Source organism: Burkholderia sp. Ap-955, assembly GCF_011753045.1.
GTDB classification, from domain to species: Bacteria; Pseudomonadota; Gammaproteobacteria; order Burkholderiales; family Burkholderiaceae; genus Burkholderia; species Burkholderia lata_D.
In genome coordinates, this window is the sequence record NZ_VWWH01000044.1 from 21,467 (window position 1) to 43,293 (window position 21,827).

At 66.8% G+C, this 21,827-nt stretch carries 20 protein-coding genes and 1 pseudogene; 11 read left to right on the forward strand and 10 right to left on the reverse strand.

Translation table 11 applies throughout. The features are described 5' to 3' along the window. The first annotated feature begins 14 nt into the window (after positions 1-14). The 3 genes from F3J15_RS22070 to F3J15_RS22080 all read left to right on the forward strand — a co-directional run bounded on the left by F3J15_RS22070 (position 15) and on the right by F3J15_RS22080 (position 3,270). On the forward strand, positions 15-425 hold the full coding sequence (locus F3J15_RS22070; RefSeq protein ID WP_166893992.1) for a VOC family protein: 411 nt from the start codon (positions 15-17) through the stop codon (positions 423-425). 273 nt (positions 426-698) lie between these two features. After that, entirely contained in the window at positions 699-2,264 is a 1,566-nt protein-coding gene (locus F3J15_RS22075; RefSeq protein WP_166893994.1) for a methyl-accepting chemotaxis protein, read from the forward strand. Positions 2,265-2,739: 475 nt separating this feature from the next. Then, positions 2,740-3,270, forward strand: coding sequence for an OsmC family protein (locus F3J15_RS22080; RefSeq protein ID WP_069249774.1), 531 nt, complete (start codon positions 2,740-2,742; stop codon positions 3,268-3,270). 196 nt (positions 3,271-3,466) lie between these two features. Here the strand turns inward: F3J15_RS22080 and F3J15_RS22085 are convergent, their stop codons facing one another. From F3J15_RS22085 to F3J15_RS22095, 3 genes are read right to left on the reverse strand one after another with little or no spacing between them, the layout of a single operon-like run. Next, positions 3,467-4,288, reverse strand: coding sequence for an ABC transporter ATP-binding protein (locus F3J15_RS22085; protein ID WP_166893996.1), 822 nt, complete (start codon positions 4,286-4,288; stop codon positions 3,467-3,469). Then, complete coding sequence (locus F3J15_RS22090) at positions 4,285-5,139, reverse strand: ABC transporter permease (RefSeq protein WP_205190914.1); 855 nt, start codon at positions 5,137-5,139, stop codon at positions 4,285-4,287. Before F3J15_RS22090 ends, F3J15_RS22085 begins: the two co-directional genes overlap by 4 nt. Before the next feature lie 11 nt (positions 5,140-5,150). Beyond that, positions 5,151-6,143 carry an aliphatic sulfonate ABC transporter substrate-binding protein gene (locus F3J15_RS22095; RefSeq protein ID WP_166893998.1) on the reverse strand — a complete coding sequence of 331 codons (993 nt, stop codon included), beginning with the start codon at positions 6,141-6,143 and terminating at the stop codon, positions 5,151-5,153. A gap of 358 nt (positions 6,144-6,501) precedes the next feature. Between F3J15_RS22095 and F3J15_RS22100 the strand changes: the two genes are divergently transcribed. Next, the gene (locus F3J15_RS22100) at positions 6,502-7,929 is read left to right on the forward strand and encodes an MFS transporter (RefSeq protein ID WP_166894000.1); all 1,428 of its coding nucleotides are present in this window, start codon (positions 6,502-6,504) and stop codon (positions 7,927-7,929) included. 253 nt (positions 7,930-8,182) lie between these two features. Here F3J15_RS22100 and F3J15_RS22105 read toward each other — a convergent pair whose 3' ends face one another. Together F3J15_RS22105 and F3J15_RS22110 are read right to left on the reverse strand one after the other, a co-directional pair. Beyond that, positions 8,183-9,583, reverse strand: a complete 1,401-nt coding sequence (locus F3J15_RS22105) for an LLM class flavin-dependent oxidoreductase (RefSeq protein ID WP_166894002.1) — start codon at positions 9,581-9,583, stop codon at positions 8,183-8,185. Then, complete coding sequence (locus F3J15_RS22110) at positions 9,580-10,857, reverse strand: acyl-CoA dehydrogenase family protein (RefSeq protein WP_166894004.1); 1,278 nt, start codon at positions 10,855-10,857, stop codon at positions 9,580-9,582. Before F3J15_RS22110 ends, F3J15_RS22105 begins: the two co-directional genes overlap by 4 nt. A 292-nt stretch (positions 10,858-11,149) precedes the next feature. On the opposite strand from F3J15_RS22110, the gene F3J15_RS22115 reads away from it, so the two are divergent. Then, positions 11,150-12,388: an SfnB family sulfur acquisition oxidoreductase gene (locus F3J15_RS22115; protein ID WP_166894006.1), complete on the forward strand. Its 1,239-nt coding sequence runs from the start codon at positions 11,150-11,152 to the stop codon at positions 12,386-12,388. Positions 12,389-12,592: 204 nt separating this feature from the next. Here the strand turns inward: F3J15_RS22115 and F3J15_RS22120 are convergent. Further along, a pseudogene (locus F3J15_RS22120) lies at positions 12,593-12,997 on the reverse strand (DUF3224 domain-containing protein); the annotation flags it as partial. Positions 12,998-13,163: 166 nt separating this feature from the next. Here F3J15_RS22120 and F3J15_RS22125 point away from each other — a divergent pair. After that, complete coding sequence (locus F3J15_RS22125) at positions 13,164-13,808, forward strand: HD domain-containing protein (protein ID WP_166894008.1); 645 nt, start codon at positions 13,164-13,166, stop codon at positions 13,806-13,808. Positions 13,809-14,012: 204 nt separating this feature from the next. Here F3J15_RS22125 and F3J15_RS22130 read toward each other — a convergent pair whose 3' ends face one another. Continuing rightward, positions 14,013-14,993, reverse strand: a complete 981-nt coding sequence (locus F3J15_RS22130; RefSeq protein ID WP_166894010.1) for a YafY family protein — start codon at positions 14,991-14,993, stop codon at positions 14,013-14,015. 123 nt (positions 14,994-15,116) lie between these two features. On the opposite strand from F3J15_RS22130, the gene F3J15_RS22135 reads away from it, so the two are divergent. After that, positions 15,117-15,779, forward strand: coding sequence for a glutathione S-transferase family protein (locus tag F3J15_RS22135; RefSeq protein ID WP_166894044.1), 663 nt, complete (start codon positions 15,117-15,119; stop codon positions 15,777-15,779). Between the two features lie 73 nt (positions 15,780-15,852). Here F3J15_RS22135 and F3J15_RS22140 read toward each other — a convergent pair whose 3' ends face one another. Further along, positions 15,853-16,683: an alpha/beta hydrolase gene (locus tag F3J15_RS22140; protein ID WP_166894012.1), complete on the reverse strand. Its 831-nt coding sequence runs from the start codon at positions 16,681-16,683 to the stop codon at positions 15,853-15,855. Positions 16,684-16,851: 168 nt separating this feature from the next. On the opposite strand from F3J15_RS22140, the gene F3J15_RS22145 reads away from it, so the two are divergent. The 4 genes from F3J15_RS22145 (at position 16,852) to F3J15_RS22160 (ending at position 20,298) form a co-directional block, all read left to right on the forward strand. Beyond that, complete coding sequence (locus F3J15_RS22145; RefSeq protein ID WP_166894014.1) at positions 16,852-17,301, forward strand: MerR family transcriptional regulator; 450 nt, start codon at positions 16,852-16,854, stop codon at positions 17,299-17,301. 176 nt (positions 17,302-17,477) lie between these two features. After that, positions 17,478-18,395: an acetoacetate decarboxylase family protein gene (locus F3J15_RS22150; protein ID WP_166894016.1), complete on the forward strand. Its 918-nt coding sequence runs from the start codon at positions 17,478-17,480 to the stop codon at positions 18,393-18,395. Between the two features lie 43 nt (positions 18,396-18,438). After that, positions 18,439-19,683: a saccharopine dehydrogenase NADP-binding domain-containing protein gene (locus F3J15_RS22155; RefSeq protein ID WP_166894018.1), complete on the forward strand. Its 1,245-nt coding sequence runs from the start codon at positions 18,439-18,441 to the stop codon at positions 19,681-19,683. 129 nt (positions 19,684-19,812) lie between these two features. After that, entirely contained in the window at positions 19,813-20,298 is a 486-nt protein-coding gene (locus F3J15_RS22160) for a MerR family transcriptional regulator (RefSeq protein WP_166894046.1), read from the forward strand. A gap of 23 nt (positions 20,299-20,321) precedes the next feature. Here the strand turns inward: F3J15_RS22160 and F3J15_RS22165 are convergent, their stop codons facing one another. Next, positions 20,322-21,005: a type 1 glutamine amidotransferase domain-containing protein gene (locus tag F3J15_RS22165; protein WP_166894020.1), complete on the reverse strand. Its 684-nt coding sequence runs from the start codon at positions 21,003-21,005 to the stop codon at positions 20,322-20,324. 132 nt (positions 21,006-21,137) lie between these two features. Then, positions 21,138-21,791 (reverse strand): TetR/AcrR family transcriptional regulator, encoded by a 654-nt coding sequence (locus F3J15_RS22170; protein ID WP_166894022.1) that lies wholly within the window; start codon positions 21,789-21,791, stop codon positions 21,138-21,140. Between the last annotated feature and the right edge of the window lie 36 nt (positions 21,792-21,827).

A 21,827-nucleotide genomic window follows, 5' to 3' on the forward strand; every position in this document is an offset into this window, starting at 1 on the left:
GGAGGCTGCCCGACATGGCCAAGTTCCAGCCCGATGGATGGCACACCGTCACGCCCCGGATCGTCGTGCCGGATCCGCACAATCTGATCGAATTCATCCGAACGGTATTTCACGCGCAGGGCGAGTACCGCCCGGGGCTGCCGGCGGAAATCAGGATCGGTGATTCCGTCGTGATGATCAGCGGGGAAGATGGCCTGCGTGAGCCGATGCCGGCATTCCTGTACGTGTATGTCGAGGATGCCGACCTGACCTATCGGCGCGCGCTGGCAGCGGATGCGACCCCGCTCGAAGCCCCCGCCGACATGCCGTACGGCGACAGGCGGGCGATGGTGAAGGATCCGTGGGGGAATCGATGGCAGATCGCGACGCATCAGCGCGACCTGTCGGTTGACGAGATTCGTTCGAGGCTGACGAACGGCGGCTAGATACCCGTCCGGGTGCATCGAAGTGATCAGGATGCCTTGCTTCCCGCCCGGGTGATCATCGGCACGGCTTCGCGCACCCGTCACGTACCGCTTCGCCGCTGCGCCTGTCGCAATCGTCAAGATTCACGTCGCGTGCAGATAAAACCTCCCCGTTCCCGCCGCCGTTAACCCGTTCGCAGCCCATGCGCCCCGCGTTGCGACGCGGCGCGCGTCTTTCGTGATCCGGAATCCACATCCGCCGCTGGCCGCGCCCGACCGGCGCAAGGGAACGTCATGCGAAAACAACTCACTATCCGTGGTGGCCTCGTCGCGACCATCGCCGGCTATACCGTGCTGCTCGTGCTGGTGGTCGGCGCGAGCATCGCGGCCCTCTATATGGGCAACGGTTCGCTCGAGGCGATGTACCGCGACGACACCGCGTCACTGCTGCACCTGAAAACCAGCTCCGAGCGGATGCTCGTGCTGCGCGAACGCATGAGCGACGTCGCGCAGATCATCAGCGCCGGCCGCTCGGGCAAGGACGAGATCGCGAAACTCCGCACGCTCCTCAAGCAGAGCAACGACGAACTGGATGCCTATGCGGGCCTGCACGCACGCAACGCCGACGAGCAGGCGCTGTTCGACACGCTGCAGAATCGCCGTCGGGCGTTGCTCGACCGCGTGTTCCTGAAGGCGCTCTCGCAGCTCGACGGCGACGACGGTTTCGGCTTCCTCGACACGCAACGTACCGCGCCGCCCGAGCTGTTCGCCGCCTACCAGGAGGCGATCGATGCGCTCGAGGCGTTCCAGGTCGCGCGCGAAAAGGCGCGCTATGAGGCGGCCGGCGTGCAACTCCACCGGATCGTGTGGGGGATGGCGGCGGTCGCGGCCTTCGCACTCGTCGTCGGCTTCTTTGCGCAGCGCGTGCTCGCGAAGGCGATCATCGAGCCGATCAAGCTCGCGGTCGACCAGTTCGAGAAGATCTCGAAAGGCGACCTGACCGGAACGGTCGTCGTGCCCGGCGAGAACGAGATGGCCTATCTGCTGCATGCGCTGAAGCGGATGCAGGACGGCCTCGTCGACACCGTGAGCCAGGTGCGCACGAGCACGGAGACGATCGTCGGCGACGTCCGCACGATCGCGAGCGGCAACGTCGACCTTTCGGCACGCACCGAGCAGCAGGCCGTATCGCTGCAACAGGCGGCGGCGAGCGTCGAACAGCTGACGGCGGCCGTGCGCCAGAACGCGGACAATGCGCGCGATGCGCGCACCTATGTCGAAGGCGCGGCCGGCATCGCGTCGCGCGGCGGTGAGGCGATGCAGCGCGTGGTCGAGACGATGTCGGCGATTGCACTCAGTTCCACGCGGATCTCCGGGATCGTCGGCGTGATCGAAAGCATCGCATTCCAGACCAACATCCTTGCGTTGAACGCTGCCGTCGAAGCCGCGCGCGCAGGCGAGCAGGGGCGCGGCTTCGCGGTCGTCGCGACCGAGGTGCGCGGGCTCGCGCAGCGCTGCGCGTCGGCGGCGAAGGAGATCCGCGAACTGATCGGCCATTCCGCGCAGCGTGTCGAAGACGGCAGCGGCCTCGTCGCACTGGCTGGTTCGGCGATGGCCGAACTCGTCACGGCGGTCGAGCGCGTCAATACGATCATGAACGAAACCAGCCACGCGTTCGAGGAGCAATCGTCGGGTATCGAGCAGGTGAATGCCGCGGTCATCCAGATGGAGCAGACGATGCAGCGCAATGCCGCGCTGGTCGAGGAGGCCGCGGCCGCGGCGCTGTCGCTCGACGAACAGGGCGCGCGGCTGAGTGCGGCGGTTGCGCAATTCCGTCTGCGTGACGAGGCGCTCGCCTGATGCACCGATGTGGGCACCGGAGCTGGATCGTCGGGTCGGACTGATGGCCAACGCGGTGCACCGGTGTCGAAGCGGCACATTTCCGGTGCGGACTTCCTGACTGCCGATGTCGACGCGATCCATGCACCGGCGCGGTGAAGCACGACGATCGGACGATCGCCGAACCCGATGCGACGCTGTCTGCGTTCAGAGCCCGCGACGTAGCACGGCGTCGCCGCGATCCTTGTCGGTCAAGGCGGACGAGAAATTTCTCGAACGTTCTCCACAGGGTTATGCACGGAAATTGTGGATAACTCGAGGGGCGAACGGCAGTCGACAAATTCGCGAGCGCGCGTGTCGCCATGTGACATCACATACGGCGAATTGCTTTGCTGGAATGATCGTTTCGTCGCGGTCGCGGATGGGAATAGCATGAAGATCCCCCTCGATTGGCCGCCGTATGCGTGGCCAGTCATTGCGACCGTATCGGCCCGACATGACGACACTGAACGACTATCTCGAACAAAAGCGCGACGCCTGGCTCGCGAAAAAAGAAGCCGCCCGCGGCAATCCGGAACTCAAGGCCACCCCGCTGAAAGCGACCGTGCGCGCGCTGGGCCGCAGCGGCGTGCGGGAGATCCGCATTCGCGACTTCCAGGTGATCAGCGACAGCCCGCCCGATTTCGCCGGCTACAACCTCGGGCCGGCGTCGCCGGAGTTGCAACTCGGCGTGCTGGGCAGCTGCCTGACGCACATCACGCTGATTCAGGCCGCGGAGCGCGGCCTGAAAATCGATTCGATCAAGGTCGAAGTGACCGGCGATCAGCATCCGCTCGCGCAGCAACCGGGTTTCGAGCATGTGCCGGTGTTCCCGCACAACCTCCGCTACACGCTCGATATCGTTTCGCCCGAACCGCCGGAGACGATTCGTGCACTGCATCAGGCGGTCGAGGCCCTGTGCCCGATCTTCAACCTGTTGCGACTGCCGCAGACGATCGACGGCGAGTTGCGGCATACGCACGGTTGAAGTGCGTCGGTGGGTTGCAGCATGTCACCTCGCTGAGAGGTGAGCAGGCGCGCGATTCCTCGCGCACCCTATCGGTGCTCCGATACGACTGCGATTCCTGTCGCACCGGTATTCGATGACGGATGCGTCGTTCCGGTGCAGAGCGCGTGCCGAATCGGGGCCGGGCGACGCCGGTCGTGAATCGGCCGGCGCGAAGTCAGGCGGCCGAGGCTTGAAGGTCGCGCGTTCCGCGCTTCGTCTCGTCGGCACGATCCTGAAGCTGCTGGAATGCGTCCAGCAGCCGCGCGCGCAGCACGGCCAGCGTCGGGTCGCGCCGATCGCGCGGCCGGGCAACCTCGACGTGGATCTCGTCGTCGATGCGGCCCGGGTTGGGCGCGAACATCAGCACGCGATCGCCGAGATACAGCGCTTCGTCCAGATCGTGCGTGACGACGATCGCGGCCGTCCGGTGCCGCTCGACGACATCGAGCAGCAGCGTCTGCAACCGCATCCGGGTGATCGCATCGACCGCGCTGAACGGTTCGTCGAGCAGCAGCAGGTCGGGCTCGCCAAACAGCCCGCGCGCGATCGCCGCGCGCTGGGCCATCCCGCCCGACAACGTGGCCGGCAGTTGCCGGGCGACCCCGGCCAGGCCGACTTCGTCGAGCAACCGTGCGACGGACGGCTCGCGCCCGCCGCGCGGGCCGGCCGCAAAGCCGACGTTGTCCGCGATCGACAGCCACGGCAGCAGCCGCGGCTCCTGGAAGATCACGCCGGCGCGCGAGGACGGGCCGTCGAGCGCGATGCCGCCGAGCTTCACGCTGCCGCGGAAATCGGTGTCGAGGCCGGCGACGATCCGCAGCAGCGTGCTCTTGCCGCAACCGCTCGGGCCGACCACGCAGACGATCTCGCCGCGCGCGACCTGCAGCGGGACGTCGGCGAGGATCGTGCGATCGCCGTAAAGCTTGCGGGCGATGCGCACGTCGAGCAGCGGTGTCGCGGTGCGCGCCGCCGTGTGTGCGGAAGAACGCGTGCTCATGCCGACCCTTTACGTGGCGAGTGGTCGAATGCGTCGCGCCAAACGAGCCAGTGCGACTCGATGCGCGCCATTGCGCCGTCGGTCAGCTTGCCGAGCAGCGCCAGCAGCAGGATCGCACCGAACACGAGATCGGGGCGCCCGGTTTCCCGGCCGTCGCTCAACAGGAAGCCGAGCCCGCGCGTGGCCGCGATCAGCTCCGCGGCGACCATGAACATCCACGCGAGACTGAGGCCGGTGCGCAAGCCGGTGACGATCTGCGGCAGCGCGGCCGGCAGCAGGATACGACGGAACAGCGCGAACGGACCGAGCCGGTACACCGCGCCGAGTTCGACGAGCTTGCGGTCGACGTCGCGAATGCCGGCGACCACCGCGAGGTGGACCGGGAAGAAGGCGCCGATGGCGATCAGCGTGATCTTCGGTGCTTCGTCGATGCCGAGCCACAGCAGCAACACCGGCACCCAGGCGAGCGACGGAATCGCGCGCAGCGCCTGGAACGTCGGTTCGAACAGCGCGTCGATCCGGCGGCTCAGGCCCATCGCCGCGCCGACCACGAGCGCGAGTCCGGCGCCCGCCGCAAACCCCGCCGCGACCCGCAGCGTACTCGCGCCGATATGGCGCGCCACGCGCGTGACGCCGAGGCGGGCGAGCGTGTCGAGAATCTCGCTCGGCGCGGGGACGAGATGATTCGGCAGCCAGCCCTGCCGCACGACGACCTCCAGCAACGCGAGCGCCGCGAACGGCAGCGCGAGGCCCGCGATCCGCCACCGGCGAAGCGGATCGCGCCGGCGGGCGGCTGGCGAAGCGGGGCGACGGGGCGCGAGCGTGTCGTCGCGGGCAGCGGTGTCGGTCATGGGCGGCAGCCTCAGCGCGATGCGTCGACGAGTGGGCGTGCGAACGACGGATCGATCAGCGTATCGACGATCTTCGCGGGATCGACGCCGGGCTTGGTCAGCTGTTCGGCCGTCAGCACGGGGGCGGCCGCCTTCAGCGCCGCGCGCTGGGTGTCGCCCGGAACGGGATCGCTGAAATCGTTGCGCTGCAGCTGCAGTTTCGCCACCGGCAGCGATACCTTCGATTCGTCGGCGACGATCTGCGCGGTGTCGGCCGGATGCGCGACGATCCACTGCCGCGCGCGATCGTAGACCTTCAGTACGCGCGTGACCGCCTGCGGGTACTGGCTGGCGAATGCGTCGCGGACGTTCAGGAAACCATAGGTGTTGAACGCGACATTGCGGTAGAGCAGGCGCGCGCCGTCGTCGAGCTGCGCCGCGGCCATGTGCGGATCGAGGCCGGCCCACGCGTCGACCTGGCCGTTCGCGAGGGCGGTACGCCCGTCCGGATGCTGCAGGTTGACGATCTCGACGTCGTCGCGGGTCAGACCGACCGTGTGCAGCGCGCGAAGCGTGAACAGGAACGGATCGGTGCCGCGCGTCGCGGCGATTTTCTTGCCCTTCAGGTCCGCGAGCGAGCGGATCGGCGAGTCCTTGCGGACCACCAGCGCGGTCCACTCGGGGCGGGAGAACACGTAGACCGTATGGATCGGGTTGCCGTTCGCACGCGCGAGCACCGACGCGAGGCCTGCGGCGGAGCCGAAATCGACCGCACCGCTGTTCAGGTATTCGAGCGCACGATTGCTGCCCAGGCTCAGCACCCAGCGAATCGACGTGCGGTCGGCCTTGAATTCGTCTTCGAGCCAGCCGAAGTGGCGAATCACCAGGCTCTCCGGTGAGTAGTACGCGTAGTCGACGCGGATCTCCGCGGGCGTCGCGGCGCGTGCGTGCACCGGGACGAGACCGGCGAACGCGGCAACGACGAGGGCCGCGGATTGCCACGCGCGGGACCAGGACAGCTTCATCGGGGATTCTCCGGAAGGGCGGCAAGGTGCCGCGAACAGGCAGGGTGACCGGCCAATGTAACGAAGCATCGGCGATCCGTGAACGAAGAAATCCGCGATTGAACATGCGCGCTGCTGCTAAGCGTGGACGCCGAGCAACTTAATGACGCTCGCCGATTAATTTATCGATTTATATCGCTTGGGATAACGGGAACGGGAGAACAGAATGCCTGCTGCCGGTACGTGATGGCGTTGCGTGTCGAGCGGCGCGTGGCCGCACAGGGTCCCTGTCGATCGCGAATCAATGCGCCCGAAATACGCCCGACTTCCGGCTCCATGCGGACATCGCCGGTCATTCGGCGGAAAACTAAGGAATGCGATGAGTTCGATCGATCTGAACGCCGTCACCCCGGTATCCTCACCCATTCGCTCGGCAAGCGACGTCGCGCGCCTGATCAACACGGTGGACAGCTCGGTCAGCCATGCCCGGATGATCGTGCTGCTGGCGCTCGGCGGCGTCTTTCTCGACGCGTACGACCTGACGACGCTGTCCTACGGAATCGACGACGTGGCGCGCGAGTTCGGCCTGACACCGGCGCTGACCGGGCTGGTCGGGTCGGCGATCATGATCGGCACGATCTTCGGCAGCCTGATCGGCGGTTGGCTGACCGACAAGATCGGCCGCTATCAGGTGTTCATGGCCGACATGCTGTTTTTCGTGGTCGCGGCGATCGCGGCCGGGCTGGCGCCGAACGTCTGGGTGCTGATCGGCGCGCGCTTCGTGATGGGGCTCGGTGTCGGTATCGACCTGCCCGTCACGATGGCGTTTCTCGCGGAATTCTCGAAGTTCAACGGCCGCGGCAACAAGGCGTCGCGGCTCGCGGCGTGGTGCCCGATGTGGTACGTGGCGTCGTCGGTCTGCTTCCTGCTGATCTTCGGGCTGTATTTCCTGCTGCCGGCCGAGCATGCGGGATGGCTGTGGCGCGCGTCGCTGATCTTCGGCGCGGTGCCCGCCCTCGTCATCATTCTGTTCAGGAACCGGTTCATGAATGAATCGCCGCTGTGGGCCGCGAACCAGGGTGACCTGGCCAACGCCGCGCGGATTCTGCGCGAGTCGTACGGGATTCATGCACACGAAGCAGAGGACGCCCGGCGCGCGCCGAGCCAGCCGCCCGTGCGCATTCGCGTGCTGTTCCAGCGGCCGTACCTGGGGCGCACGATCGTCGCCAGCGTGATGAACCTGTGCATCCCGTTCGAATACACGGCGATCGCGTTCTTCCTGCCGTCGATCCTGTCGCAGTTTCTCGGCGCGGGCGTGTTCGAAACGATCGCGGCGTCGCTGGCGCTGAACGTGCTGTTTGCGTTCACCGGCGGCTTGCTGGGCATGCGCCTGGCCCATCGCCATGCGTCGCGTCATGTCGCGATCGCGGGATTCGCGCTCCAGTTCGTCGCGCTCGTGGCGCTCGCGTTGGCAGGGCATCCGCATGGCGCGCTCGCGATCGGCTTCGTGCTGCTGATGCTCGGCACCTGGCTGTTCGCCGAAGGGTTCGGGCCCGGCGCGCAGATGATGATCTACCCGACGCTGTCGTATCCGGCGGCGATCCGCGGCACGGGCGTCGGCTTCGGGCGTTCGCTGTGCGGCATCGGCCAGGCGCTCGCGCTGTTCGTGCTGCCGATCCTGCAGGCGCGGCTCGGCACGGACATGTTCTGGATCGTCGCGATCAGCGCTGCCACGCCGATCGTGTTCCTGCTGATCGTGCGTTATGAGCCGACGGCGCGTGACATCGACGACGACGGCGCTGCTTGAGCGCGGTCGAGGTCGCTCATCGTCAGGGATACGCGCGCATGGTGAGTGCGCGCGTCGTCGTTGGTGGCCGCAGCCGCAAGGTTCGCCCGCTCGATGGACGAGCGCGGAAGCAGCGCCCGCATCGGGTGTCGAGTGAGGGAGAGGGGACGATCAGGCGGCGGCGTGCCGGGCGAGCGGCGGCCCGACGCACCGGCTCCTGCTCATCGTGAAGCCGGCCGGCCCGCATGCGGGCCAACCCGCCGACGCAGGGTCGTCACGCGTAGGCAGCCACCTGTTCGGCATCGCGCTTGACCTGCTCGATGTCGCGATACTGCGCGGCCGGATGCTCGTCCGGCAGCCGCGCCGACCCGCCGAACAGTTTTTCGCGCAGCGTGCCCGGCGCATAGCCGGTCGGATACACGCCGCGCCGCTGCAGCTCGGGGACGAGATGACGCACGACATCCTCGAAGGTTTCGTGCGCCACCGCATACGCGAGGTTGAAGCCGTCCACGTCGGTGGCGGCGACCCATTCCTGCAGGATGTCCGCGACGGTCGCGGCCGAGCCGACGAACACCGGGCCCAGGCCACCGATGCCGCCCCAGGCCGCCAGCGCCTCGATCGTCCAGGCGGTGTCGCCGCCGGCGAGGTGCTCGACCGCCGACACGATCGCATTCGTTTCGACGCGCCGGACGGGATCGTTCGGCGCGTACTGGCCGAAGTCGATGCCGGTCCAGCCGGACATGAACACCAGCGACCCGTCGTACGACACGTACTTGCGGTATTCGTCGAACTTGGCCTGCGCCTTCTCGTCGGTTTCGTCGACGATCACGGTGACGAGGTTGTAGATCAGGACCTTGCTCGCGTCGCGCCCGGCGGCCGTGGCCTGCGCGCGCACGTCGGCCACGTAGCGCGCGAGCTGCGGGCGCGTCGGCGCGGCGACGAACACGCATTCCGCGTGCTGCGCGGCGAACGCCTTGCCGGGACCGGACGCGCCGGCCTGGAACAGCACCGGCGTGCGCTGCGGCGACGGCTCGCACAGGTGGTAGCCGGGCACGTCGAAGAAGCGGCCCTTGTGGCCGATCTCGTGCACCTTCTCCGGATGCGTGAACACGCGGCCGTCGCGATCGCGCACGACCGCACCGTCTTCCCAGCTGCCCTCGAACAGCTTGTACAGCACCTCGACGTATTCGGCCGCGACCGCATAGCGGTCGTCGTGCGTGCGCAGGCCGTGATCGCCGATGTTCTTCGCGCCGCTTTCGAGGTAGGACGTGACGATGTTCCACGCGAGCCGGCCCTTCGTGTGATGGTCGGCGGTCGACAGCCGGCGTGCGAACGTGTACGGGTGCTCGAACGTCGTTGACGCGGTGATGCCGATGCCGAGATGCTCGGTCGCCATCGCGATCGGCGCGGCGAGCTGCAGCGGATCGTTGACCGGGATCTGCGCGGCCTGATGCAGCGCGTGGTAATTGCTGCCCTTGTAGACGTCGTAGTAGCCGATCACGTCCGCGATGAAGATCGCGTCGAAAATCCCGCGTTCGAGCACGCGGGCGAGGTCGGTCCAGTAGTCGAGATCCTTGTATTGCCACGACCGGTCGCGCGGATGGGCCCACAGCCCGGGCGACTGGTGGCCGACGCAGTTCATCTCGAAGGCATTGAAGCGGATGGTCTTGCTCATTGGGCGGCTCCTGTCTCTGCATGCGTGCTCGTGTTTGAACTCGCACCGGGGCCGTTGCCGATCTGCCAGACGAACGGCGGCGTGCGCCCGTTGATGACCCAGTCCCCGACGATCCGCGCCTTGTAGACGAGCGGGTTGTGCGACGACACGGTGCGCGCGTTGCGCCAGTGACGATCGAGTGCCGTCGTGCTGCGGGTCGCCGACGCACCGAGCGCGTCGAACAGACGCGTCGCCGCGCGCAATACGAGGTCCGACACGACGAGCTGGCTTTGCGCGGATTCGATCTCGGCCGCGACGTTCGCATCGTGCTCGGCCGCCTCATCGCCGCCGAAGTGCGCTTCGTAGGCCCGTTGCAGCGGCTGCGCGGCGCGCAACGCGAGCGCATCGGCCGCATAGGCCCACGACGCGATCTCGCCGATCACCTGCTGCAGCTGCGCGTCGTCGGCCGCGCGCGGGGCGTTGCCGTGGCTGTACACGCGGGTGCGGCGGCGCACCAGGTCGCCCGCGTCGCGCACGATCGCATGGCCGATGCCGGCCAGCGTCGCGACGTGGAAGAGCTGGTAGAACGCCGTCTGGTACTTGAAGCGTCGCGCGAAGTCGATCACGTCCCGTGCGTCGACCGCCGCGTCTTCGAAGCGCGTGGTGCCGCTGCCGGTCGTCGTCTGGCCGAAGCCGTCCCAGTCGTCTTCGCGGATCACGCCGGGCTGCGCGGTCGAGACGGCGACGATCACGTCGCTGCCGTCGTCCGCGCGTTGCGCGAACACGTCGATCCAGTCGGCGAACAGGCTGCCGGTGCTGTAGAACTTCCGGCCGTTCAGCACGAGCCGGCCGTCCTTTTCCGACACCTTCGTGATGGTCTGGCCGAGCGCCACGTCGCCGGTTTCCGTCCATGCATTGCCGACGAGCTGGCCGCTCGCGAAGCGGTCGAACCACGTCTGGCGATCGGCGCCGGGCGGCGCGTTCAGCCAGTCCTCGACGAACGCGAAGTGCCCGCGCAATGCCTGCGGCAGATTGGAATCGGCGGTAGCGAGTTCGGTCAGCAGCCGGAACAGCTGCGGCAGCGACGCACCGGCGCCGCCGTCGCGCACCGGCAGCCGCACGGCGCCGAAGCCGGCGGCCTTCAGCCAGCCGATCGCCTCGTGCGGCAGCTCGCGGCGGCGTTCGCGTTCCGCGGTGCCGGCCGCGATGCGTTCGAAGATCGGCCTGAAGCGGCTGGCAAGCGCGTCATAGTCGGTGCCGGTGGAAAGTTCGGTTGCTGCGGGAGACGAAGTCATGCGGTGATCCTTGAAAGGCAGGGCCGTCGATGCCGGCAGGCCAGTATAGGAAGCACGCTGCGGACGATCCAATAACGGATTCGTACATCGTTATCGTCACCGGGCATTACGCGGGCGAGGTGGCGTGGCGTCGATGCCGGGGCGTCGATTTCGTCGCTGACGCGCGGTTTATCGTGAGCGATGTGCCGTATCGTTTGTCATGCGAAGGAATATCGTTGTGCGAATCGCTCGGTTTGCCGGCGCGCGGGGCGCTGCTAGATTGAATGTTTTCGTCAATCAGCAGGAGAGCCCGATGTCAGAGACGAGCGCCACGATCCAGGAACGGCCGGCCGATACGCAACCGCAGGCGGCCCGCGTGATCGCCGACGACGCGCAGGCCATCGCGGCCGCGCATGCGCTTGCGCAGCGGCTCGCGGAAGGGGCGGCCGAGCGTGACCGGGAGCGCCGGCTGCCGCGTGACGAGATCGAATGGTTCTCGCAGTCGGGGCTGTGGGCCATCACCGTGCCGAAGGCATACGGCGGCGCAGGCGTGTCGCACGTGACGCTGACGGAGGTGGTGAAGATCGTCGCGGCGGCCGATCCGTCGCTCGGGCAATTGCCGCAGAATCATTTCGGGCTGGTCGACGTGATCGCACTGGTCGGCACCGACGCGCAGAAGCGCCACCTGTTCTCGGAAGTGCTGAGCGGCAAGCGGTTCGGCAACGGCTTTTCGGAGAAGGGCACGAAGCACGTGCTCGACCTGAAGACGCGGGTGCGGCGGGACGGCGACGATTACGTCGTCGACGGCACCAAGTTCTATTCGACCGGGGCGCTGTTCGCGCATTACGTGCCGGTGCTCGGCCTCGACGACGCGGGCCACGCGTGGCTCGCGTACATTCGCCAGCCCGCGCCGGGACTGACCGTGATCGACGACTGGTCGGGGTTCGGGCAGCGGACCACCGCGAGCGGCACTGTCGTGCTCGATAACGTGTGCGTGCCGGCGTCGCATGTACTGCCGGCGCAGCGCGTGTCGGACCTGCCGACGCTGAACGGCCCGCTGTCGCAGATCATCCAGGCTGCCATCGACGCGGGCATCGCGAAGGCCGCGCTCGACGATACGCTGGCGTTCGTGCGCTCGCGCACGCGGCCATGGGTCGACAGCGGCGTCGAGCGGGCAGCCGACGATCCGTTGACGATTCGCGAGGTCGGCCATCTGCACATCCAGCTGCATGCGGCGGAGGCGCTGCTCGAGCGCGCGGCGCGTACGCTCGACGAGATCGCGGCGCGCGGCGACGTGACCGAGGACGATGTCGCTCGCGCGTCGGTGGCGGTGGGCGAGGCGAAGGTGCTGACGACGGAAATCGCGCTGCTCGCGGGCGAGAAGCTGTTCGAGCTGGCCGGCACGCAGTCGACGCTGGCCGAGCACAACCTCGACCGGCACTGGCGCAATGCACGCACGCATACGCTGCACGATCCGGTGCGGTGGAAATATCACCTCGTCGGCAACTACTACCTGAACGGCGTGCGGCCGGCGCGCCATGCGTGGAATTGAACGCGTTGCGACCGTGGTGTCATGGCTCGGCGAGGGTTGAACGTGTCGCCGCGCTCGAACGCATTCATACGATCATGCGCGAACCCGGCATTGCCTTCGTCGAAGCGCAATTGCCGGGTATCGGGCAGGTGAATGTTGCACGGGGCGCTTACTGCACCGGCGCGGCGATGCGATGAAGCCGCCGCATCCCCGTGAGTCGGTGTACCGAGGCGTGTCAGGCAGCGTGTAATCGAAGCGGTACGAATGCCGGCCGTTGTCGATGGTGATGATCAACGAGCCGGCGAGCCCCAGCAATTCTCCCGTGCCGGAATCGGGCACGACGGTGATCGACTGCTGCGGCTGCCCGCGCGTCATGGTGGAGCTGTGCTGCAGGACAAAACTGCCGTTGCGGCCGCCCAACGCGCCTTGCACGGTTTCCATCGCCACATAGCCGGCGGAGCCCTGGACGCTGCTTCGAAACGCGAGCATCTCTCCCTGGCTGACGGCTTCCAGGTCGCCGTGATACTGCTTGTCCAGCGACATGCGGCCGAGCCCGGTCTGTTCCGCGACGGCACTCAGGGATTCCGGATTCAGCTTCACTTCAAACGGACCAGTGGCCAGCAGTGTCATTGCAGCGCTCCTCGTCGAATGGGCAACCCGCACTATAAGCCAACCGGGTTCCGCCGGAGGTAACGGTTTGCTTGACAGGCCGGAATCACGGGCGGAACGGATGGCGGATCGTATGCCGCGTCGCTTGCGGCGATAATCGGCACCCCGACCTCGACCGCTTTCCCCGATGACTCTCCCTGCGTTCGCACCCTTTCAGGATCTGGCCCACACCTTGCTGGCGTACTGGCGCGATGCCAACGGCGATGGCGCCCACGACACGTCGCATCTGCAACGCGTGTGGAAGAACGCGGCTGCCATCCAGGCGAAGGAGGGTGGCGACGCCGAGGTGCTGTTTGCTGCGACACTGCTGCACGACTGCGTGGCGGTGGAGAAAGATTCCCCGCTTCGCGCGCAGGCATCGCGGCTGTCGGCCGAAAAGGCACGGCAGGTGCTGAAGTCGCTGGACTGGCCGGATGCGAAGATCGACGCGGTTGCGCACGCGGTCGAGGCGCACAGTTTTTCGGCCTGCGTCGCGCCGAAGACGATTGAAGCCAAGGTGCTGCAGGATGCCGACCGGCTCGATGCGATCGGCATGGTGGGCGTCGCGCGTTGTTTTTATGTCGCGGGCCGGCTGGGCAGCGCGTTGTATGACCCGGCCGATCCGCACGCATCGGCACGGGAACTCGACGACACGCGATTCGCGATCGATCACTTCCGCACGAAACTGCTGAGGCTTTCAACCGGTTTTCAGACCGTCACCGGTACGCGTCTGGCGATCGTTCGCCGCGATCGATTGCAGCGCTTTCTCGACGAGTTTTCCGACGAGATCTGAGTGTGCCGATGCGGCGTTCAGATGCCGACGTCGTCTTACGCGCACGGCTCGATGCGGATGACGGCCGCGTCGACGCGAGAGAATCATCCGGCTCTGCCCGCGAAACCTCCGTTGCATTGAAACGCGCGACTTCAAACTTGATGAAGACTCAACGGTTCCATTGTTTCGAATCGTCGTGACCACGTCGGTGCGCAAGGCGATGCGTCAATCGTCACCGATCTGATAAAGCGCCTTCACCTGCGCCAACTCGTCGATGAATTGATCCTTGAGCGCCTGCGGCCCGAGAATCTTCACGTGCGCGCCGAACCCCAGCAGTTTCCGCGCGCCGTGCTCGATCGATTCGATCGGCATCAGGAACGCCTTCCATCCCGGCGGCACCTCCGTGGTGCCTGCTTCCGGCGCGACAGGCGCGGCCTTGATCCGCGCGTTGACCAGCCAGGTTTCGCCGCGCGGCGACACGGCGATATGGGCGCTCAGCCGATCGAGGTCGGCTTCGACCCGGCTCATCGCGTCGCGCCAGTGCGTCGCGAGGTCGAATCGCGAGGGACGCTTGAAGCGGCGGCGCGATGCATCGAGTTCGAGGATATTCGCGAGCCGGAACGTGAGTGCGCCGGGCTTGCCGACCACCTTGGCGACCAGGTACCACGCGCCGCCCTTGAGCACGAGGCCGAGCGGCTCGAGTGCGCGGCGGGACACGCCGCGCCAGCTCTGATACTTCACGTCGATACGGTACGAACCCCACACCGCATCGGCCACTTCACGCAGGAATGCCGGCGTTTCCTGCGCGCGGTACCAGTCGACGGTGTCGACGTGCAGCCGGCTGGCGACGCGATCGGCGTGCTCGCGCGAGCCGGGCGGCAGGCTGGCGATCATCTTCAGCCGCGCGGAAGTCGCCATGCCGTCGAGGCCCAGTTCTCTCGCCGGCCCAGGCAAGCCCGCCAGAATCAGCGCGTGCGCTTCGTGCTCGGTGAGCCCGGTGAGATCGGTACGCCAGCCGTCGCTCAACTGAAAGCCGCCGTTGCGGCCGCGGTCGCCCCAGATCGGCACGCCGGCCGTGGAGAGCTGGTCGATGTCGCGCAGGATCGTGCGCTCGGACACTTCCAGCGCTTCGGCGAGCGCCGGTGCGGTCATCCGGCCGCGCGCCTGCAGCATCATCATGATCGACAACAGGCGGCTCGCTTTCATGAGCGACACGTTCCCTCAAATACCTGACATGAGGTGTCATGTTATCCGACTTATGCTTTCGCGCATTCCCGATCCGTTTCATCGACGCGGGTGACGCAGCATGACATCACGAGGGATCAAACGATGAAGATCATTTCCGGGCCACTGAGCATGTTCGGGGCGAAGGTCGAGATCGCGGCGCACGAGAAGGGCATCGACTTCGAGTTGGTGATGGTGCCGTTCAGCCAGCGTCGCGGCTACGATCCCAAGCATCCGGACGTGCTGCGCATCAACCCGAAGCGGCAGGTGCCGGTGCTGATCGACGGCGATCTGGCGCTTTTCGATTCCACGCAGATCTTCGAGTATCTCGAGGATCTGCGGCCCGATCCCGCACTATGGCCAGCCCGTCCGGCGGCGCGCGCGATCGCGCGTCAGCTCGAGCACTGCAGCGACGAAATCTATTTTCCGCACGTCGTCCGGCTGATGGGGCTGGAGGAGACGCCGGACGATCCGGCGGCACAGGCTGCGCGCGCCGCGGCGGCCGAATACTATCGGCGCATGGAGCACGTGCTGGCGGATCGCGAGTTTTTGGCTGGAACGTATTCCTATGCCGACATCGCGTTCTACATGGCGCAGTTGTTCGGCGCGCGCAAGGGCGCACCGATGACGGACGAAACGCCCCGCCTGCTCGCGTGGCGTGAGCGGATGACGGCACGCCCCGCCGTGCGCAAGGTCGCTGGCGCGATGGCCGGCTATCTTGCCTCGATCGGTGAAGCGGTTCCCGACTTTCTTCGCGGGATCGACTAGCTGCGTTCGAGCGTGGCAGGAGACGGCCTTCAGCCGCGATGGCAACTGAAGGCCGCGGTGGCGCTGTCGGTGTTCAGCCGCGGATGAACGCGAGCAGATCGGCGTTGATCGTCTCGGCGTTGGACGTGGGCATGCCATGCGGGAAGCCGGCATACGTCTTCAACGTGCTGTTCCTCGCCAGCTTCGCCGACAGGAGCCCGGAATCCGCATACGGGACGATCTGGTCGTCGTCGCCGTGCATCACGAGAACGGGAATCGTGGTGCTTTTCAGGTCTTCGGTGAAGTCGGTCTGCGAGAACGCGACGATGCCGTCGTAGTGGGCCTTCGCGCTGCCCATCATGCCCTGCCGCCACCAGTTCCAGATGACGCCTTGCGACGGCTTCGCGCCGTCGCGGTTGTAGCCGTAGAACGGGCCGGCCGGCACGTCGTAGTAGAACTGCGCGCGGTTCGCCGCGAGTTGCGCCTGGAGGTTGTCGAACACCTCTTTCGGCAGGCCGCCCGGATTGCTGTCCGTCTTGACCATCAGCGGCGGAACGGCGCTGATCAGCACGGCCTTGGCGACGCGGTCTTCGCCGTGACGGGCGACGTAGTGGATCACCTCGCCGCCGCCGGTCGAATGGCCGACATGAACGGCGCCTTGCACGCCGAGATGATTCACGACCGCGGCGACGTCGTCCGCGTAGTGATCCATGTCATGACCGTCCCACACCTGGCTGGAGCGCCCGTGGCCGCGACGGTCGTGCGCGATCACGCGATAGCCCTGGGCGAGGAAGAAGAGCATCTGCGCATCCCAGTCGTCGGCGCTGAGCGGCCAGCCATGATGAAAGAAGATGACCTGGGCGTCGCGCGGCCCCCAGTCCTTGTAGAAGATGTCGACGCCATCCTTCGTTGTGACGTATCCCATGTCTGCTCCTGTTCGGTGGGCGATATCGATCCGTGACGGTCCTGCCGTTCGCGAGGGTCGCCAGGCCGGTGCGGCGTGTGCCGTGGCATCCGCAGCCCGTCTGCCTTGGCGATGCGCTCACTCTAGGTTTAAAGTTAGGTTTAATGTCAACACGCTGGAGAGGCAGGTATGAGAATCGGAGAGCTCGCGAAGCTCAGTGGCCTGACGGCCTCGCGGATCCGTTTCTACGAGGCTGAAGGGCTGCTCACGGCCGTCGAGCGCGGCGCGAATGGTTATCGCGACTACGGCGACGACGCGGTGTGGATGCTCGAGATCATCGCCGGCGCGCAGAGCGCCGGATTCTCGCTGGAGCAGATCCGCCATCTGCTGCCGTTGAAAGCCGGCAACTGGCAGCATGACGGGCTGGTGGAGGCGCTCGAACGGAAAGTTGCCGAGATCGACGCGATGCAGAAGCGCCTCAAGGAGAACAAGGCGCAACTGCGCGTCGCGATCGACAGCATCAAGAACCGGCCGACCGAACTGAACTGCTCGGAGCGCACGCGCTGGGTGATGGACCGGTTGCGCAGTCCGGGTGAGGTGCTGACACCCGGCAAGGGCCGTCGCACGATCGCCAAATGATCCGGCGCCGGCGTGGCGAGCGCCTGCCGGTTGCCCGGACGCAATCCGACGTGCCCCTCTACTGGGGGCCTTGACCTTAAAGTTGACTTAAATCTTAGAGTGCTTGCTGACGGCGGTGAGTCAGCGGGCATCGGGTGTTGCCTGCCACGGTCGATCATCGACGAGAGGCAACGAACATGGACAGGCGTTTTACACAGGTCGAATTCGGTCCGCACAAGGTCGACGTGCCCGAAGGCGGGTACTACGACCGGTTCCGGATGAACCCTGACCTCGACGAGGTGGCGCGCGATCCCGCGGCGGGGAACATCGACTTTTTCCGTCGGATTCCGAAGCGTCAGGTCGCGTCGCGGGTCGGTCCGACCTGGGCGCCGAATTTCTACTACCGTTCCAGCAGCATTCAGCTGCTGTTCCTTGCGCCGCTCGAACGCCTGCGGACCACGCTGCCGGTGCCGCTCGAACCGCTGCGCGCGCTCCCCGGATACGGGCTGGTCGCGCTGACCTTCTTCTCGTATTCGGTGTGCGACAACGATCCGTATGACGAAGTGTCGGTCGCGGTGGTGATCCGGCGGCCCGGCGCGACCGGGTCGCACGCGCTCGAGCTGATCGACTCGATGCGGCGCCGGAGCTTCTTCGCACACGTGCTGGCGCTGCCGGTCACCACGGAAATCGCGCGGGTGCGCGGCGTGCACGGCTATCAGCTGCCCAAGTGGCTCGCCGATATCGACGTGAACCTCGGCGCCACCGCCAGCGCCCGCATTGCCGGCCCGGGCGGCCGGCCGGACCTGAGCCTGAGCGTGCCGATGCCCGAGCAGACCCACGTCGCGTCGCAGTCGCACATGGGCACGTCGACGATGATCAACCGCATCGACGGCGAATGGCATCAGACATTCGTGCAGACGAATGCGCTATCGTTCGCCCAGCGCCTGCTGCCGCGCAACGTCGAGCTCGTGCGGCACGGCGGCCCGCTGAGCCAGCTGCTCGACGGGCTGGGCGCGTCCACCATCCTGCGTCTCGACGTGGTGAAGGACGCGCAGCTGGTGCTGAACCTGCCGACCCCCTTGAAGGGCTTCGATGAACCCGGAAAGCCACGCTGACGCCACGCCACTTCGCGGCACGCCCGCGCCGAAGGAATCGCCCATGACCCGTCCGACCCACGATCTCGTCGTATTCGGCGCCACCAGTTTCGTCGGGCAGATCCTCGTCCGCTACCTGTCCGAGTACCTGTCCGGCGCGGGCGAGACGCTGCGCTGGGCCATCGCCGGCCGCTCCGAAGCGAAGCTCAGGCAGGTCAGGGATATGCTGGGCGCGGCCGGCCAGTCGGTGCCGATCATCGTCGCCGACGCGGCCGACGACGCGCAGCTTCGCACGCTCTGCGCGCAGACGCGGGTGGTCGTGTCCACCGTCGGCCCCTATGCGCTTTACGGGGAGCCGCTGGTCAGGGTCTGCGCGGAAACCGGCACCGACTACTGCGACCTCACCGGCGAGACGCAATGGATCAAGCGGATGATCGACAGGTACGAGCCCGCGGCCCGGCAATCCGGCGCGCGCATCGTCCATTGCTGCGGCTTCGATTCGGTGCCGTCGGACATGGGCGTGTTCTTCCTGCAGCAACAGTCGCGGCAGCAGTGGGGCGTACCGGCCGCGCAGGTGAAGATGCGGGTGAAAACGCTGAAGGGCGGCGCGTCGGGCGGCACCGTGGCGAGCGTGATCAACGTCGTCCGGGAAGCGGCGGCCGATCCCGCGTTGCGCAGGGAACTGCTCGATCCTTATTCGCTGTGCCCGAAGGGGCATGGCTTCACGACCCGCCAGCATGCGGTGCGATCCGCCGCATTCGATCGCGACTTCGACGCGTGGATCGCGCCGTTCGTGATGGCCGCGATCAACGAGCGTGTCGTGCATCGCTCCAATGCGCTTGCCGGCAACGCGTACGGCAGCCGCTTCACGTATGACGAAGCGGTGATGACGGGCACGGGCCTGAAGGGCCGCCTGACCGCGGTGACGATGGTGGCCGGTCTCGGCGCGTTCATGGTGGGTGTCGTCATCAAGCCGGTGCGCGGCCTGATGGAGCGTTTCCTGCTGCCGAAGCCCGGCGAGGGGCCGAGCGCCGCGGCGCAGCTGGCCGGCCGCTACGATCTGCGCTTCTTCGGCCGCACCGACGACGGGAAGACCCTGCGCGTGAAAGTCACCGGCGACCGCGATCCCGGCTACGGCTCCACCGGCAAGATGCTCGGCCAGGCCGCGATCAGTCTCGCGCTGGATTGCGTCGGCGACGGCGTCAAGACCGGCCGCGGCGGCGGCTTCTGGACGCCCGCGACGATGTTCGACGCACGCTACATCGAGCGCCTGGTGCGCCATGCGGGGTTGCGATTCGAAGTGATTTGAGCGCGCATCGTCCGCTCGCCATTCGACAGGAAGCCGATAAAGATCGGATTGCGAATCAACATCAGGAGACAACAGACAGTCACGACGGGGCAGATGGCCGGACGCGATCCGGCCGGGGAGTATCGGAACATGAAGATCGGGGAACTGGCGGAACGTACCGGCCTTACTCCTTCGCGCATCCGCTTTTACGAACGCATCGGTCTGTTGACGCTCGTCGAGCGCGAAGCGAACGGTTATCGCACGTATCCGCAGGAAGCGGTGACGGTGCTCGACCTGATCACGGCCGCGCAGAAGGCGGATTTCAGTCTCGACGAGATTCGCGCGCTGATGCCGGCCGACCTCGCACAGTGGCCCTGCGCTTCGTTGCTGGACGCGCTGTGCGGCAAGGTGCGGGACATCGAGGCGCTGGAGGCGCGGTTGGCGCAAAGCAAGGTGCAGATCGTGGCGCTGATCGCTGAAATCGCCGCGAAACCGGAGTCGGTCGATTGTGCAACCCATGCGAAGCGATTGCTGTCGCGCATCCCGCCGGGGAGTGCGGCGGACGGCGGCGAGGCTGATACTGCCGCCGCCGATCGTGACGAAGCGGTCGTGCGCCGCCGGTCGCCCCGCGCCTAGCGGCGGCGCGCCGGCGCATCACATCACAGCAACGCGACGACCTGTTCCGCGGTCGCCTTCGCCGATTGCGGATTCTGGCCGGTCACGAGCCGGCCGTCGACGACGACGTACGACGTGAACGGCAGCAGCGCCTTCTCGTAGCGCGCGCCACGCTGCTGCATCTGCTCCTCGACGTTGTAGGGCACCTTCTTCGCGACGCCGGCCAGGATTTCCTCGACCCACGAGTAGCCGGTGATCCGGCGTCCGGCCACCAGCAGCGAGCCGTCCGACAGCGTCGTGTTCAGCAGTCCGCAGTAGCCGTGGCAGACCGACGACACGACACCGCCGCGCTCGTAGATCTCGCGCGTGAGCCGCTGCAGCCCCGCATCGTCCGGGTAGTCCCACATCACCGCATGGCCGCCGGTGAAGTAGATCGCATCGAAATCGGCCGGATCGATCTCGTCGGGGCGCGCGGTGGTGGCCAGCAGCGCTTCATTCGCCTTGTCGGCGCGCCACGCTTTCGCGGCGGCGTCGGCGTGCGGCCATTTGAGCGAGCGCGGCTCCAGCGGCGACACGCCGCCCTTGGGGCTCACCAGCCGCTGCTCATAGCCTTGCGCCGCGAAGATGTGATGGGCATGGGGCAGCTCGGACAGCCACAGGCCGGTCGGTTGCGACGGATCGGCGTAGTGCGCGACGTTGCTGACCACGTGAAGGATGCGCTTGCTCATGGTGCGGTTTCCCTTTCATCGGCCACGGGCGGACGTCGTCGACGCGCCGCCGGATTGTCGGATGGCAGTACCGATACCCATGGCCTCGATACGCTGCCGAGGCAAACCATAACCTTTAAGCAAAGTTGAAGGTCAAGGCCTTTTCGTTTTCGCCGCCCGCGCGGGGTTCGCAGGCAGCACGAGACCGTCCAGCAAGGTGGTCAGCGCATCTTCGATCGCGTGATCGCCGACCTTCTCGCGCACCAGCCGCCCGTCGATCGCCAGCATCGTCAGGCCATGCAGATGCGCCCAGCAGGCGGTCGCCTGGCCGAGCGCCGGGCGCGGGCGGATCGTGCCGGCGCGCTGGCCGTGTTCCAGGATGTCGACGACCAGCAGGAACGGCGCCTGCACGCGCGGATCGAGATGGATGTCCGTGGGTTCGCCGGCATCCGCGGCAAACATCAGTCGATAGAGATCCGGGTTGCGCTGCCCGAATGCGAGATGGGCGTAAGCGAGCGCGCGCAGCACGTCCGGTGCGTCCGCTGCGGGATCGACGGACGTGGCGAGGTCTTCGTTCAGCCGATCGAAGCCGATCAGCGCGAGCTCGTGCAGCAACGCTGCCTTGTCCGGGAAATGCCGGTACGGCGCCGAATGGCTGACGTTCGCGCGCCGCGCGATTTCGCGCAGCGTGAACTGCCAGCCCTGTTGCTCCTGCAGCGTGTCGAGCGCCGTTTCGATGATCGCGCGACGCAGATCCCCGTGGTGATAAGCCTTTTGCCCGGCGTCCGCAGCCCCATCCGACGACATCGCGTTGCTCCTATGTTGACAGGGAACACATTGTGA